Here is a 14,569-nt window from a genome sequence, read left to right on the forward strand (position 1 = left end):
ATGGACCAGGCGAACCCCTTCGAGACACCACGGACGTACTCGCTGCACCGAGCCGAGTACCTGGTGGGTCTCGCCGTCACCACGGGGCTGATCATCGCCCACTTCGGGGAGATCCGCTGGCTGCCGGCCATCGCGCTCTTCCTCTACATCGACCTCATCGGCTACATCCCGGGCGCCATCGCCTTCAAGCGCGCCGGTGGCCGGCCGATCCACAAGGCGTACTACGTCCTCTACAACACGATGCACAGTCTCATCACGCAGGGCGCGGTGGCCGCGCTGTGGTGCTGGCTGGTGAAGCCCGAGTGGGCGCTGCTGGTGCTGCCCTTCCATCTCTTCGGTGACCGCGGGCTGTTCGGCAACTTCATGAAATCGTTCGCGCTGCCCTTCGAGCCGGTGCGCCAGCCCGGCTATCTGCGGCTCCTCGACGACCTGGGGATCGCCCACCCCAAGCCGGCCGGGCACGCCATGGACCCGGTTCCGGTCGGTCACGTTCCCGCACCCCGGGTCCGCCAGGAGCGCCAGGAGCACCAGGAGCGCCAGGAGGCCGTGCGATGAGCACCGTCACCCAGGTGCGCAGCGCACGCCGTCCGGTGCGGCAGGACCCGGCGGAGCGCCGCCGGGCGCTGTACCACCTGGCGTCGCCCGTCTCCGTGCTGACCGTGGGCCACGAGGGCACCGCGCACGGTACGACCGCGAGCACGGTCACGCTGGTGTCCCGGGTTCCCCTGCTGGTCGGGGTGGTCCTCGGGGCCGACTCGTCCTTCGCCCGGCTCGCGGCGGCCGAGGGCCGGTTCGCGATCAACGTACTCGGCGGTGAACAGGCCGATGTGGCACGGCACTTCGCGGACCGAGCGCGCCTCGCGGGTGACGGGCAGTTCGCGGGGCTCGCGTGGACGGCCGACTCGTACGCCCACGCCCCGCTGATCGCCGGCGCGCTCGCGCACTACACCTGCCGGTTCCACTCCGCGCACTCGACGGGTGACAGCGAGCTGCTGCTCGGCTACGTCGTCCGCGCGACCGCCGGTGACGGGCCGCCCCTGCTCAGCCATGCCGGCCGTCTGTTCACCGGTTCCCTGCACCCCGCGAAGGAGACATCGGCGTCATGACCGGTTCTGTGGCCCCCGAGGCCGACTGGGAAAAGGCTCCCGGCCTGCTCGACGGCGCGAAGGAGCTCACGCTCGGCCCCGAGGAGTGCAACCTCGCCTACTGGTTCACCTCGGTGGCGCAGGGCACGCTGCGCGACCGGGGCGAGACAGGTCACCACGTGGACGCCACCGTGCCCGAGTTCCTGCGGGAGCCCGGTCCGCTGCGCGACGCGCTGGTCCTGGAGTTCGGTTTCCGCGGCCTGTCCGAGGAGATCGCGACCCGGCTGCTCGGTCACTACGTGGCCATTGCGCCAGGCGTACCCGAACTGGAGTTCTACGCAACTCAGTTGATCGACGAGGCACGGCACGCCCGCGTCTTCCGCAACCATCTGGTCGAGCTGGGCATCCCCGCGGACACCCTGCTCGCGGACATCGACGACATGGCCCGGGACTACCGCAAGCGGGTCCTGGACCCGGTGGTCGACTTCACCCTCGACATCGTCCGTGACCAGGCCGACTTCCCGGGCGGAGTCGCCGTGTTCGCCATCGTCATCGAGGGCGTGCTCGCCCCGGCCGCCGAGCTGAGCGAACGCAAGTGGACTCCCCTGTCCCCCGCCACCGGTGAGATCTCCCGCGGCACCGCCATCGACGAGATCCGCCACCTCACCGTGGCCAGCACGATCCTGCGCGACCACGTGGCCCGTTTCCCCGAGTACCGCCCGCGCCTCCTGGAGATCCTGCGGGCCGGGGTGCGGCTCTGGGACGAGATCCCCGACCGCGAGTTCGTCATCCACCGTGAGGAACTCTTCCAGCAGGGCATGGCCCAGCACGCCGAGCGCATCGGCGACTACGAGATCTGGCCCGGCGTACGGATGCTCGACACCACCCCGGAGCAGCGCTACGACATGGCGGAGCAGTGGACGGACGAGATGGCCGAGTCCCGTATGGCGTACATGGGCCTGCCCCTGGAGGTCCTGAGCAGTCCCGGGGCCGACACGTGAGCGGTGGCGCGGCCGTGCTCGGGCGGGCGGCCGTGGTCGACGGGATCGGGGGGTACGTGCCCCCGGAACTGGTGACCAACGACGATCTGGCACAGCGTCTGGACACCTCCGACGCCTGGATCCGGTCGCGCACCGGCATCGCCGAGCGGTACGTGGTGTCGCCCGGCACCGCCACCTCCGACCTGGCCGTGGAGGCCGGCCTGCGCGCGCTGAAGTCGGCGGGCGACGGCCGGGTGGACGCGGTCGTCCTGGCCACCACCACACCCGACCAGCCCTGTCCCGGTACCGCCCCGCAGGTGGCGGCCCGGCTCGGTCTCGGCCAGGTCGCCGCGTTCGACGTGGCCGCTGTCTGCTCCGGCTTCCTGTACGGCCTGGCCGCCGCTTCCGGACTGATCGCCGCCAACATCGCCGACCGTGTCCTGCTCATCGCGGCCGACGCGTTCACCACGATCGTCAACCCGGCAGACCGCACCACCGCGGTGATCTTCGCGGACGGGGCGGGCGCGGTGGTCCTGCGGGCCGGCGCGGCGTCCGAGGCGGGTGCGCTCGGACCACTGGTCCTCGGCAGCGACGGCGAGCTGAGCCATCTCATCGAGGTGCCGGCCGGCGGTTCGCGGCAGCGCTCGGCCGGTCCCCCGGCCGATCCGGACGACCAGTACTTCCGGATGCTGGGCCGCGACACCTACCGGCACGCCGTGGAACGGATGACGAGCGCGTCGACGCAAGCGGCGGAGCTGGCCGGCTGGCGCCTCGACGACATCGACCGGTTCGCGGCGCATCAGGCGAACGCCCGCATCCTCACCTCGGTCGCGGAGCGTCTCGCCGTCCCGGCCGAGCGGCAGCTCAGCAACATCGAACAGGTCGGCAATACCGGCGCCGCCTCGATCCCGCTGCTGCTCGCGCAGGCGGCCTCCGACGGCAGGCTGAGGGCGGGACACCGGGTGCTGCTCACCGCGTTCGGCGGAGGGCTGTCATGGGGTGCGACCACCCTGGTCTGGCCCGAGGTGCACTCGGTCTGACCTCCCGTCACCGCCCGCCTCACCCCCGCCGGTCGTCCACCTTCCCGACCCTCTCGTCACCCGCATCACCCAACCGAAAGGAACCGTCATGCTGGAGCAGCTCAAGGACATCCTGTCCAACAAGCTCAAGGTGTCGCCGGAGTCCATCACCCCGGAGGCCACCCGCGAGGACATCGAGCTGGATTCGCTGGCCGTGGTGGAACTCTCGTTGCTGCTCAAGTCCGAACTGGACCTGGACATCAGCGACGACGACCTCCTGGAGGCCGAAACCGTGGCCGACATGGTCCGGCTCATGGAGGAGCGGAGCGCGAAGGTCTGATGGCCGGCATCGACATCGCCGTCACCGGACTCGGTCTGGTCACGCCGGGCGGCGTCGGGGTCGAGGCGAGCTGGGCGGCGGTCTGTGACGGCAGGCCCGCCGCCCGGCTCGATCCCACGCTGGCGGACAACCCGGTACGCATCTCCTGCCGGGTACCGGGTTTCGACCCGGAACGCCTGCTGAGCGCCCGCCGGGCCCACCGTCTGGACCGGTTCGTACAGTTCGCGCTGGTAGCCGCGCACGAGGCGGTCGCCGACGCGGGCCTCGATCCGCAGACCTGGGACGGGGCACGCGTCGGAGTGGTCCTCGGCTGCGCCGACGGAGGTCCCGGCACGGTCGAGGAACAGCACCATGTGCTGCGGGAGCAGGGCGCGCACCGGGTGTCCCCGCTGCTGCTGCCCATGCAGCTGCCGAACATGCTGGCCGGTCAGACGGCCATCGAGTTCGGGGCCACCGGGCCCAACCTGGTGGTGGCCACCGCCTGCGCGTCGGGCGCCACCGCGATCGGAACGGCTCGGGACCTGCTCGCCCTGGGGCGCTGCGACATCGTCCTGGCGGGCGGCAGCGAGGCCATGATCACTCCCCTGGTCATGGCGGGCTTCGCCCAGATGGGCGCGCTGTCCCGCAGGGAGGACGACCCGGCCACCGCGTCGCGGCCGTTCGACATCGACCGGGACGGGTTCGTCGCCGGGGAGGGCGCCGGGATCCTCGTCATGGAACGCGTCGAGGACGCCCGGGCCCGGGGTGCGCACATCCACGGCCGGATCGTCGGTTACGGAGCCACCGCGGACGCCCACCACATGACGTCGCCGCATCCGGACGGCGCCGGCGTCGAGGCGGCGGTCCGCGCGGCCCTCGCCGACGCCGGCGCCGACCCGGACGACGTCCAGCACGTGAACGCCCACGGCACCTCCACCCCGCTGAACGATCTCGCCGAGGGCCGCATGATCCGCCGCACCCTCCAGGGAGATCCCCTGGTCACCTCCACGAAGGGAGTCACCGGCCATCTGCTGGGCGCGGCGGGCGCGGTGGAGGCGGCGTTCGCGCTGCTGAGCATCGAGCGCGAAATGGTGCCGCCGGTCGCCAACCTGTCCATCCCCGACCCCCGGATCGAAGTGAAACTGGCCCTCACCGCGACCTCCATGCCCATCGACCTGGCCCTCAGCAACTCGTGCGGTTTCGGTGGCCAGAACACCGTCCTGGCCCTCGCCCCCGCCTGACATCCCGCGTACGGCGCACAGCACCTGAACGGCCACCGGGAGGCGGCCGGTCCGCACAGGCGGGGCGAACGGGCCCGTCCGGCGGACCGGCCGGACCGGCCGGGCGTGTCCTGACGCACCCGCTTCCTCCTGTTCCTTTGCGCGCTCCGTTCTCCGCGCGCCGCTTCCGCTTCCCCGTCCGTCCTGTCCCCACCCGGAGTCACCATGCCCGAGAGCAGTTCTCCTCCGACGGAAGGCCGGCCGGGGCAGCTCGGCACCCGTCGCATCCTCTTCCTGCTCGTCGCGGCGGCCGCTCCGCTGTCCGCGACGGTCGGCACGGTGCCGCTCGCACGGGGCCGCCAACCGGTACGCCCGGGTGCTCGCCGAGGACGGGCTGGTGCCTTCGGCCCCGGGCGCCGAGCACCCCCGGCACCACTCCCCGCACCGGGCGGGCCTGGCCCAGAGCGCGCTGACGGCCATGGTCGTCGGGAGCTTCGCGGTCGCCGGCCTGGACCCGTACGCGGATCTCACCACCAGCATGCTGGGCCTCGGCACGCTGGGCATCGTCGTCCTCCAGGCGGTGGCCGCGGCAGCCGTCCTCGGGCTGCGGCTGCGGCACCGACTGCCGAAGGCGCACCTGTGGCGGGAGATCGTCGCACCGGTGCTCGGCCTCGCCGGACTCGTGGCCTCCGCGTGGCTGGTGACCGGCAATTTCGCCATGCTCACCGGTTCGCCCGATCCCCTGATCGCCTGATCGCCAGGCTGCCGTGGCTGCTGGTGGCGACCGCGGTGTTCGGTCTGGCGTACGCGGCCCGGCTGCGCCGGACCCACCCCGACCGCTACCAACGGCTCGGCACCCGTCACCTCACCACGGCCGGCCCCGTCGCCCCGACCGTTGCCACGGCCGGACCCGATCCGGCGGCCGGAACCCCGACATCCACCGCCCGCCTCCTCGATCACTCCCCGGGAGACCGCCATGCATGATCCACGTGAGCTGCTCGACGACGGGCCGGCCGCCGTGCGGCGGCTGGCCCGTCGTCGTCACGTCCTCGATCTGGAGGCCCTGTCCGAGGCCCTGAGCCGCCGGACCGGGGCCCAGGCCGAGGTGACCCGGCTGCGGACCGAGCTGAACCGGACCTCGCGCGGCGGCGCGCGGTCCGGTCCTCCCTCCGAGGAGGCCAAGGAGCGGGCACGCACGCTGCGCGCCGAGGTCCAGCGGGCCGAGGCGACGGCCAGAACCACGGGCCAGGACCTCACCGACCTGCTGCTCGGCATGCCCAACATCCCTCTGGACACGGTCCCGGACGGTGACTCCGAGAAGGAGGCGGTGGAGATACGCCGGGGCGGCCCGCCCCCGCGCGACTCCGCCGGCGCCCGCCACCACTCCGACCTCGGCGAGTCGCTCGCCGTCCTGGACTCCCCGGCCGCGGCCCGGCTCTCCGGTGCCCGCTTCAGCGTCGCCCGGGGTGCCGGGGCCCGTCTGGAGCGGGCCCTGGCCGACTTCTTCCTCGATCTGCACACGCGGGAGCACGGCTACACGGAGCACTCCGTGCCGTTCCTCGTCAGCCGGGACACCATGACGGGAACCGGCCAACTACCCAAATTCGAGGAGGACTTGTTCCGCACCCAGGTCGGCGATCGTGAACTGTTCCTGATCCCCACCGCCGAGGTCCCGCTCACCAACCTGCTCGCGGGACAGCTTGTCGACGCTCGCGAACTGCCGTATGCCTTCACCGCCCGCACGCCCTGTTTCCGCGCGGAGGCCGGGGCGTACGGCCGGGACACCCGGGGCATTCTGCGCCTGCACCAGTTCGAGAAGGTGGAGCTGGTGCGCGTGTGCGCCCCCGAGGACGCCCAGGCCGAGCTCGAACTGATGGTGGAGCACGCCGAGACGTGTCTGCGGCTCCTGGAACTCTCGTACCGTGTCGTCCTGTTGCCCGCCGGCGATCTGGGTTTCTCGGCACGGATGACGTACGACATCGAGGTGTGGCTGCCCGGCATCGACGCCTACCGCGAGATCTCCTCGGTGTCCGACTGCGGCACCTTCCAGGCGCGTCGGGCCGACATCCGCCACCGCACGCCGGACGGGCGCAAGGGCCCGGTGGCCACCCTCAACGGCTCGGCGCTGCCCGTCGGACGCACCGTCGCGGCACTCCTGGAACAGGGGCAGCAACCGGACGGTTCGGTCCTGCTCCCCCGCGCCCTCGCGCCCTACACCGGCTTCCGCCGCATTCTGCCGGGCGGGAGGACCAGCCCCGACTAGGACGACGGGGTCGACCCCCAGGGGCGGGGACAGCGACAGGGGCGGGAGCTGGGGTGTGGACCCGGCTCCCGCCCCTGTCGCATGTCTCGTGGACCGGGCTCACGCGCCGGTCATGTGCACCCCGCCGTCCACATGGACGATCTCCCCGGTGGTGCGCGGGAAGAAGTCCGACAGGAGCGCGGCCACACCGCGCGCCGCGGGCTCCGGGTCCGTGAGGTCCCAGCCGACGGGGGCCCGGTCGGGCCAGAAGTCCGCGAGCTCCGAGAAACCCGGGATGGACTTGGCCGCCATGGAGCGCAGCGGCCCGGCGGCGACGAGGTTGCAGCGGATGCCGGACGGCCCCAGGTCCCGGGCGAGGTAGCGGCTGGTCGACTCCAGGGCGGCCTTGGCCACGCCCATCCAGTCGTAGTGCGGCCAGGCGACCTTCGCGTCGAAGGTGAGCCCGACCACCGAGCCGCCGCGCCGCTCCATGAGCGGAAGGCAGGCGGTGGTGAGCGACTTGAGGGAGTACGCGGACACGTGTACGGCGGTCGAGACGTCCGCCCAGTCGCCGTCGAGGAAGCTGAAGGCGCCCCGCGGCCCGTACGCGATGGAGTGCACGATCCCGTCGAGGCCGTCGACATGCTCCCGCACCTGGTCGGCCAGCCTGTCCAGGTGCTCCTGGTCGGTGACGTCCAGCTCGATCACCGGGGCCGGTTTGGGCAGCCGGGCGGCGACGCGTTCGATGAGGGAGAGCCTGCCGAAACCGGTCAGCACGACCTCGGCGCCCTCCTCCTGCGCGATCCGCGCCACGTGGAAGGCGATGGACGACTCGGTGACCACGCCGGTCACCAGAACACGCTTGCCCGCGAGCAGTCCGCTCATGACCGGGTCACCGCCTGCGGCAGCGCACGGACCAGCGGTGAGTCGTGGTCGAGGGCGCCGAGTGCCGTGGCGCCGCCCGGCGAGCCGAGCTCGGCGAAGAAGTCGGCGTTGGACGCACGGTGGTCACCCCACTCCGCGGGGATGTCGTCCTCGAAGCAGATGGCCTCGACAGGACACACCGGCTCACAGGCTCCGCAGTCCACGCATTCGTCGGGCTGGATGTAGAGGGCGCGCCGGCCCTCGTAGATGCAGTCCACGGGGCATTCGTCGATGCAGGACCTGTCCTGTACATCGACACACGGCAGGGCTATGACATAGGTCATCCGAAACTCCTTGGTCCTGTCGGGGGTTCAGGAATCCGTTCGTGGCTCTTCACCGCGACCGCGCGCCGTCGACCGAGGTGCCGGTGGTTCGGTCCCCCAGTGCGAGGACCGTGACGGTGAGTACGGCCATCGCGGCGGCGATGACGGCGAACAGGGCGCCGGGACCGTACGCCTGCAGGACGGGCAGCAGGACGAACGGCAGTGCGGCGGCACTGAGTTTGGAGAGCGAGTACGCGGCACCCGACGCGGTCGCGCGGATGGCGGTCGGGTACTGCTCGGAGAGGTAGACGTGCGACACGCTGGAGAAGATGTTGCTGCACAGGGTGTAGACGCAGCCGAACACCACGACGAGGGTGGCGGAGCCGGCGTGGGCGAAGCCCAGGCCGGCTCCTGCCATCGCGGCGGCCGAGACCGCGACCAGCGTCTTGCGTTCGACCCGGTCGATGACGGGGATCGACAGCGCCGAGCCGATGGGGTAGCCGAGAAACGACAGGGCGGTGTAGCCCAGGCCCGCGACGATGCCGTACCCCTTGGCGGCGAGGATCTGCGGCGCGAGTGCGCCGAAGCCGTAGTAGCCGACGACGGAGAGCGCACAGAAGATCCACAGCATCAGCGTCCGGCGCCGCAGCCCGGGTTTGAGCACATCCCGCAACCGGGGTCGGGAGGCGTCCCCGGCTTCTTCGCGGGTGTAGCCGCCCGCCACGGCCGCCGGTGTGGCGGACGGCACCTCGGCCTCCATCCGGGACACCAGCAGCTCGGCCTCCGCCTCGCGGCCGGCCGACGCCAGCCAGCGCGGTGACTCGATCAGCCGCCGACGCAGGATCCACACGACCGCGGACCCCAGCGAGCCGATGACGAACAGCCACCGCCAGCCGTCCACACCCAGCGGTGACAACGGTACGAGCCACAGCGCCGCGAATCCCACGGCGGGCACTCCGCAGAAGGCGAGGGTGTAGGCCCAGGCGATGAACCGGCCTCGCTTGGCGGCGGGCAGCACATCGGCCAGATAGGTGTCGGAGAGGGTCTGTTCGGCGCCGATGCCGACGCCGGCCAGGAAGCGGGTCGCGATCAGCCAGGCCGCGTTGGGCGAGAAGGCGCCGAGCAGCGAGAAGACCGAGTAGATCGCCAGGTTGATCAGGAAGGCCCGGCGGCGACCGTACCGGTCGGCGATCCTGCCGAGCAGCAGCGACCCGAAGAACTGGCCGATGAACGCGGAGGCCAGCACCAGTTTGAGCTCGTTGGCGCCGAAGCCGAAGTCGCTCTGCAGCACCTTGGCGATGGTGCCCGACAGGTTGTTCTCAAAGGTGTCGAAGAGCAGCCCGACCCCGACGACCAGGGTGAGTCTGCGATGGGTCGGGGTGATCGGCATACGGTCGAGGCGGGCCCCGATCGAGGCGGGAGCGGAGACTCCTCCGCTCACCGCCTTGGCGGTCTCCAACATGGGCGAGCTCCTAGGAAGGGGAACCGCCCGGGGCACCGGTGGACCCGGGCGTGCGGCCCGGGGGCCGGGGCTGTCGTACGAGGAGGGATTACGGGTAGGTGCGGGTTCCGGGGTGCGCCGCGAGGTCAGGCGGCGCGGCCGGACTCCTGCCGGATGCGCTCGTCCACGTCACCACGCCGTGCGGGCGCGCTGACCTCGTGCAGGAACGAGGCGACCTCTCGGTACGAGGCCCAGAAGCCGACCTCGTGGTAGGGCACCCCGCGCTCGGCGCAGTAGTCGCGGGTGAGTTCGCGGGCCCGGGGCAGGTTCTTCTGCGGCATGGCCGGGAAGAGGTGGTGCTCGACCTGGTAGTTGAGACCGCCGTAGAGGAAGTCGATGAGCAGGGAGGGGCGGATGTTGCGGGAGGTGAGGACCTGTCGCTCCAGCCAGTCGAGGGTCTCCTCCTCGCCGTCGCGGACCTCCATGCCCTTGTGGTTCGGTGCGAAGATCATCCCGAAGTAGACGCCCAGGGTGGCCTGTTGGACCAGGACGAAGGCGATCGCGAGCGCCGGGGACAGCACGGTGAACACAAGGGTCAGATAGATCGCGGCGCGCAGCACGAGCAGGAACGACTCCAGCACGGGCCGCTTGGTCTCACCCCGGGCGATCGACTGCACCGCCTGCTTGTGCATCTTGTAGGACTCCAGGACCAGCAGCACGAAGAACAGCACGCTCTGGTGACGCACCACGAACTTCTGTACGGCGGTGCGGCTGGGGTACTGCCTGATGGCGAAGATCGCGGTGCGCCGGCCGATGTCCGGGTCCATGTCCAGGTGGTTGGGGTTGCTGTGGTGCCGGTTGTGGTGGTTGACCCACCAGCCGAAGCTGACCCCGTTGACGAAATCGGCATGGAAGTAGCCGACGGCCGAGGCGGCCTTCTTGTTGCGGAACATGGCCTTGTGCCCGGCGTCGTGCCACATGAAGGCGGACTGCCCCCCGCACAGGCCCATCCACAGGGCCGTCAGGAGCTGCCACCACGAGTCGCCAAGGGCGAAGAACGCGGCGAACCCGATCAGCAGCAGCGTGGTGTTGAGTACCAGCCGGCCTGTGTAGTAGCGGGGGTCGAGATCGAGGAGGCCCTCCGCCTTGACTCGTTTGAGCAGCTCGGAGAAGGTCGCCGAGGCGCCGGTGCGCCGCTGGTCGGCGACGGGGGCTTCGGCTTCTTGGACGTGCGGACGCTGCATACGTTGCTCTCCTTGGGAGAAGTGCCCGGAGCGGGCGGCGTCGCTGCCCGGCAGACATGCGGGCACCACGGGTCGACGGGTGCTCCCGCGGGCGGTCCCGGCGCGGGGTGGTGTCCGCCCGGCGGGCCCGGACCACTGGAGCACCGTGCGGTACCTCACCGCCCGGACCCCCTGGGCGAACATGTGTCCAGAGTTCCGTGCCACGCTGATGTGGTACTGATACTGGGCTGATCGGTCACTTGACCGACCGGTCCTGATCCGTGGCGGACCGATCGGTCGTACCGGCCCCGTCCCGGTCAGGCCGGGGCCGGTGATTCCCGCAGCCGGACGTCCAGCGCCCGGACCACGTCGTCGGCGGCCCGGGCGACGTCCTCGTCGTCGGGGGCGCCGATGACGGCCATGAGCTGCTCGACCATCGCGTGCTGGAGGGTGGCGGTCTCGTCGTTGTCACTCACTGCTCTCAACTCCCTTTCAAAAATGTCCTGGTGACGACACGTCAGAAGGCGTTGCAGGCTCGGAAGATGTGTGCGAAGCCGGGCAGCGAGGCCTGCGGACCGTCGAACGCGACGTATTCCGGGATCGACTCGTCGGGGGCCCACTTCTGCTTGTACGAGAGCTGGGTCTGCGCCGGGTAGAGCGCCGCGCCCTCGGCCCACAGGGCGTGCATCAGCCACTGGAACGCCGGGCTGTGGCCTTCGAGTTCGTGTCCCCCGTCCAGCCCCGTGAAGGGGGTGAATCCGAAGTGCAGCCACTCGACGCCCTCGGCCCGGAACACTTCGATGGCGTGCGCGTTGATGGCCTCCATCAGCCCCGGCGAGCCATCCGGTATCCGCCGGCTCAGGTCGTGCATCCAACCGGCCCGGCCGCCGTAGACGGGCGAGTACGAGATGTAGGCGACCGGCGCCCCCTCGATGGTCCCGGCGAACAGCCGGCGCTCGGCCTGCACCTGCCCGCCGATCTGCCCCACCAGGAACTCCAGGGCCTGCGCACCTCCCTTGGCACCGAGCCAGGCCTCGTCGATCGCCGCGATCGCGTCCTGCCAGTTCCCGGCCGCCACCTCCTGGATCCGCAGGCCGTTGCGGTGCGCCCGCGAGATCTTGTTGCGCAGTTGCATGAAGCGGCTGCCGCGCAGCGAGAAGTCGGGCAGCCGGACGGCCCACGAGGCACCGATCTGGTTGACGGTGAACCCGCAGCGCGCGTACCGCTCGGCGTCGGCGCGCTGAAGTTGCACGCCGACGAGGTTCAGCCCCTCGTCCCGCACATACCGGCGGAAGCCGTCGAGGAGCCCGTCGTAGTCCTCCTCGGCGGCGAAGGGGCCGCCGAGCTGCACGGCGTATCGGCCGGTACGGCGGTAGACGACGACACCGTCCCTGCCGGGCAGGGTGAAAGCGCTGTTTCCACTGTTGAGCGCCAGAAACGCACTGGGGTTCTCGCTCTGTGTGTGACTTCGGACCGCCCTGAGAATCGGGTTGTCCGTAACGGTTGCGGGCATGCCCGTACCCCTTTCGGAAGCTCTTTCGGTCGTTGCGAGTACAGCACCCACGTACCGTCAAGGGGAAGACCGGAAGGGAATTACTCTCCACCGTCAGAGACATGTCAGCGCTTTATCAGCACCCCCTGGCAATGTTGTTCTCGTGAACGGCACGGGAAACCGGAGACCGGGAACAGGGAGAGGTGCCCGGAGTGGTTTATCGGGGACCGAGAGAATCATTCGAGGTCGAGTCGGAAGGCTCACGCAGGTTCGAATCCTGCCCTCTCCGCGAAAGCCTTTCCGATGACAGCTGTGCATCGGATCCGCCGGGGCACCCCCCCCACCCCGGCGGAGCGAGCACCCCGGCGGCCGCCAAGGGACGAGGCCCGCCGGGGTGCAACGCGTGCCCCCTCTCCCCCACACAGGTCACGGCGCATCCCGCTTACACCTCCCGCTTGCATCACGCGCCACTTCGAGAAAAAATACCTTCTCAAACGAATTATTTTGTGAGAGGATCCAGCACGGGAGGAAGCTCCGAGACCGCGCCGCACGACGCGCCCCGGAGATCGCCAACTGCCGCCCCCGCCCACGGCCACACCGCGGGGCGACGGCCCGACGACCCCCCGACTGTGATCCGCCGTTCACACCGCACCGGACACCAAGGGGGAAACGGCATGTTGAGCTTCTCTATTCTCGGCGCACTGCAGATCCGTACCGTCTCGGGCCCCGCGGAGATCTCCGGCGATCTCCAACGAACACTGGTCCAGACCCTGCTGGTCAACGAGGGGCAGTCCATCTCCGGCGAGAGCCTCGTCGAGGAGATGTGGGGCGACTCCGCACCCGACAACCAGGCCAACGCGTTACAGGCCCATGTCAGCCGGCTTCGTCGCAGGCTGAAGAGCCTGGAACCCGACCGGACCGTGCCCAGGGTGACCATTCACCCCTCCGGCTACCGTCTCACCCTCCACGAGGGTGAACTCGACGGCGCCGAGTTCGTCAAGGCGGTCCGCCAGGCCGAGGTCAGATCCGAGACGGATCCGGGGGCCACAGCGAAACTTCTCGGCACCGCCCTGTCCATGTGGCGCGGCCCGGTCTTCGGCGACTTCACCGGCGGCACGCTCTGCCAGCTGGCCTGCGCCCGCTACGAGGAGTACCGCATGCGTGCCATGGAGCTTCGCTTCGACGCCGAGCTCCGTCTGGGCCACCACTCCGCCATCCTCGCCGAACTCCACGAGGCGCACGGCAACCATCCTCTGCGGGAACGCTTCTGCGAACAGCTGATGATCGCCCTCTACCGTTCCGGCCGCCAGGCGGACGCCCTGCATGTCTATCGCCTCATGTGGCAGCACCTCGCGGACGAACTCGGAATCGAGCCGTCGCCCGCACTGCGCCGAGTGGAAAACGCGATTCTTTCCCACGACCCGTTACTGGGATCCGGAGAAACCTCTTCGTACGCCCTCCAAATGGCTTGATCGGCCCACCTTCCGTTCCACAATGCGGCCCATGACACGCAACCCCGCCAACAGGCCCTTGCGGGCTTTTGCGACCCCTCTGCTTCTCCGATCATCATCCGTATAAGTCCGCCGTCAGCGTCAGGTCAGCCCGGATTGCGACGATCGCAAGGAAAACAGTCGATGACTTCCCACATTCACCGGGAGATTCCATGACCACGAGCCAGACCTCGGCACCCTCCACCGCCGCGGCCGGCCGCACGGCCGCGGCCCGCCCCCTGCGTGTCTTCCTCGCGCTCGACGCCGCCGTCACGGCCGTGAACGGCCTGATCTACCTGGTCGCCGCCGGCCCGGTCGGCGATCTGCTCGACCTCTCCCCCGGCCTCCTGCGCGGCATCGGCGTGTTCCTCACCGTGTACGGCGGTCTCGTAGCCCTCCTCGCGTCCCGCCCGGTCCCGTCGGCCACCGCCACCAAGGTGGTCATCGAAGCCAACCTGCTGTGGGCGGTCGCGAGCGTCGTCGCCGTCCTGTTCGGCTGGTTCGACCCGAACACGGTCGGCACGGTGTGGATTCCCCTCCAGGCGGCCGTCGTCGCCGGCTTCGCGTTCCTGCAGATCAACAGCTTGCGCGCACTCGGCCGCTGACACCGCGTCGTCCGAGCCGTTCCGCCCCTCACACGGCGGACCGGCGACGCCAACCGACAGGGAGAGAGATGAAGTCCCACGTCGCGGAGCTGGCCGAGTTACGGCAGCGGGTCCTCGCCGGGCCCAGCGAGAAGGCCACCGCCGCACAGAAGGCCAAGGGCAAGCTGACCGCCCGCGAACGGGTCGGCCTGCTCCTCGACGAGGGCTCCTTCAACGAGGTCGAGCAGTTGCGCCGGCATCGCGCGACCGGCTTCGGCCTGGAGGCC

18 protein-coding genes and 1 pseudogene are annotated in these 14,569 nt (G+C 70.3%); 13 read left to right on the forward strand and 6 right to left on the reverse strand.

All coding sequences use genetic code 11. The features are described 5' to 3' along the window. From IEY89_RS18995 to serS, 9 genes are all read left to right on the forward strand, one after another. Positions 1-555, forward strand: coding sequence for a hypothetical protein (locus IEY89_RS18995; protein ID WP_189148610.1), 555 nt, complete (start codon positions 1-3; stop codon positions 553-555). Then, complete coding sequence (locus tag IEY89_RS19000; protein WP_189148611.1) at positions 552-1,106, forward strand: flavin reductase family protein; 555 nt, start codon at positions 552-554, stop codon at positions 1,104-1,106. The genes IEY89_RS18995 and IEY89_RS19000 overlap by 4 nt, the downstream gene beginning before the upstream one ends. Continuing rightward, positions 1,103-2,086: a ferritin family protein gene (locus IEY89_RS19005; RefSeq protein ID WP_189148612.1), complete on the forward strand. Its 984-nt coding sequence runs from the start codon at positions 1,103-1,105 to the stop codon at positions 2,084-2,086. The genes IEY89_RS19000 and IEY89_RS19005 overlap by 4 nt, the downstream gene beginning before the upstream one ends. Beyond that, a complete protein-coding gene (locus IEY89_RS19010; protein WP_189148613.1) occupies positions 2,083-3,105 on the forward strand; it encodes a beta-ketoacyl-ACP synthase III in 1,023 nt (340 codons plus the stop codon). The genes IEY89_RS19005 and IEY89_RS19010 overlap by 4 nt, the downstream gene beginning before the upstream one ends. Before the next feature lie 88 nt (positions 3,106-3,193). Further along, positions 3,194-3,424, forward strand: a complete 231-nt coding sequence (locus IEY89_RS19015) for a phosphopantetheine-binding protein (protein ID WP_189148614.1) — start codon at positions 3,194-3,196, stop codon at positions 3,422-3,424. Next, a complete protein-coding gene (locus tag IEY89_RS19020; protein ID WP_189148615.1) occupies positions 3,424-4,644 on the forward strand; it encodes a beta-ketoacyl-[acyl-carrier-protein] synthase family protein in 1,221 nt (406 codons plus the stop codon). Before IEY89_RS19015 ends, IEY89_RS19020 begins: the two co-directional genes overlap by 1 nt. Positions 4,645-5,020: 376 nt before the next feature. Then, positions 5,021-5,377: a hypothetical protein gene (locus IEY89_RS19025; RefSeq protein WP_189148616.1), complete on the forward strand. Its 357-nt coding sequence runs from the start codon at positions 5,021-5,023 to the stop codon at positions 5,375-5,377. A 23-nt stretch (positions 5,378-5,400) separates the two neighbouring features. After that, positions 5,401-5,607 carry a hypothetical protein gene (locus IEY89_RS19030; RefSeq protein ID WP_189148617.1) on the forward strand — a complete coding sequence of 69 codons (207 nt, stop codon included), beginning with the start codon at positions 5,401-5,403 and terminating at the stop codon, positions 5,605-5,607. Further along, entirely contained in the window at positions 5,600-6,886 is a 1,287-nt protein-coding gene (serS, locus tag IEY89_RS19035; RefSeq protein ID WP_189148618.1) for a serine--tRNA ligase, read from the forward strand. The genes IEY89_RS19030 and serS overlap by 8 nt, the downstream gene beginning before the upstream one ends. Before the next feature lie 99 nt (positions 6,887-6,985). Here the strand turns inward: serS and fabI are convergent, their stop codons facing one another. The 6 genes from fabI to IEY89_RS19065 form a co-directional block, all read right to left on the reverse strand. Further along, on the reverse strand, positions 6,986-7,750 hold the full coding sequence (gene fabI, locus IEY89_RS19040; RefSeq protein WP_189148619.1) for an enoyl-ACP reductase FabI: 765 nt from the start codon (positions 7,748-7,750) through the stop codon (positions 6,986-6,988). Next, positions 7,747-8,073, reverse strand: a complete 327-nt coding sequence (gene fdxA / locus IEY89_RS19045) for a ferredoxin (RefSeq protein ID WP_189148620.1) — start codon at positions 8,071-8,073, stop codon at positions 7,747-7,749. The genes fabI and fdxA overlap by 4 nt, the downstream gene beginning before the upstream one ends. A 49-nt stretch (positions 8,074-8,122) precedes the next feature. Beyond that, the gene (locus IEY89_RS19050) at positions 8,123-9,514 is read right to left on the reverse strand and encodes an MFS transporter (RefSeq protein WP_189148621.1); all 1,392 of its coding nucleotides are present in this window, start codon (positions 9,512-9,514) and stop codon (positions 8,123-8,125) included. Between the two features lie 125 nt (positions 9,515-9,639). Continuing rightward, the gene (locus IEY89_RS19055; protein ID WP_189148622.1) at positions 9,640-10,737 is read right to left on the reverse strand and encodes a fatty acid desaturase family protein; all 1,098 of its coding nucleotides are present in this window, start codon (positions 10,735-10,737) and stop codon (positions 9,640-9,642) included. 296 nt (positions 10,738-11,033) lie between these two features. Beyond that, positions 11,034-11,192, reverse strand: a complete 159-nt coding sequence (locus IEY89_RS19060; RefSeq protein WP_189148653.1) for a hypothetical protein — start codon at positions 11,190-11,192, stop codon at positions 11,034-11,036. Between the two features lie 41 nt (positions 11,193-11,233). After that, positions 11,234-12,229 carry a DUF2156 domain-containing protein gene (locus IEY89_RS19065; protein ID WP_189148623.1) on the reverse strand — a complete coding sequence of 332 codons (996 nt, stop codon included), beginning with the start codon at positions 12,227-12,229 and terminating at the stop codon, positions 11,234-11,236. Between the two features lie 176 nt (positions 12,230-12,405). On the opposite strand from IEY89_RS19065, the pseudogene IEY89_RS19070 reads away from it, so the two are divergent. From IEY89_RS19070 to IEY89_RS19085, 4 genes and pseudogenes are all read left to right on the forward strand, one after another. Beyond that, positions 12,406-12,497 (forward strand): annotated as a pseudogene (locus IEY89_RS19070). A gap of 385 nt (positions 12,498-12,882) precedes the next feature. Continuing rightward, positions 12,883-13,680, forward strand: a complete 798-nt coding sequence (locus IEY89_RS19075; RefSeq protein WP_189148624.1) for an AfsR/SARP family transcriptional regulator — start codon at positions 12,883-12,885, stop codon at positions 13,678-13,680. 191 nt (positions 13,681-13,871) lie between these two features. Next, complete coding sequence (locus IEY89_RS19080) at positions 13,872-14,303, forward strand: hypothetical protein (protein ID WP_189148625.1); 432 nt, start codon at positions 13,872-13,874, stop codon at positions 14,301-14,303. A gap of 68 nt (positions 14,304-14,371) precedes the next feature. Continuing rightward, positions 14,372-14,569: carboxyl transferase domain-containing protein (locus tag IEY89_RS19085; RefSeq protein WP_308437447.1), on the forward strand; the 198-nt coding region annotated here is incomplete at its 3' end.

This window comes from Streptomyces lacrimifluminis (assembly GCF_014646095.1).
Lineage (GTDB): Bacteria > Actinomycetota > Actinomycetes > Streptomycetales > Streptomycetaceae > Streptomyces > Streptomyces lacrimifluminis.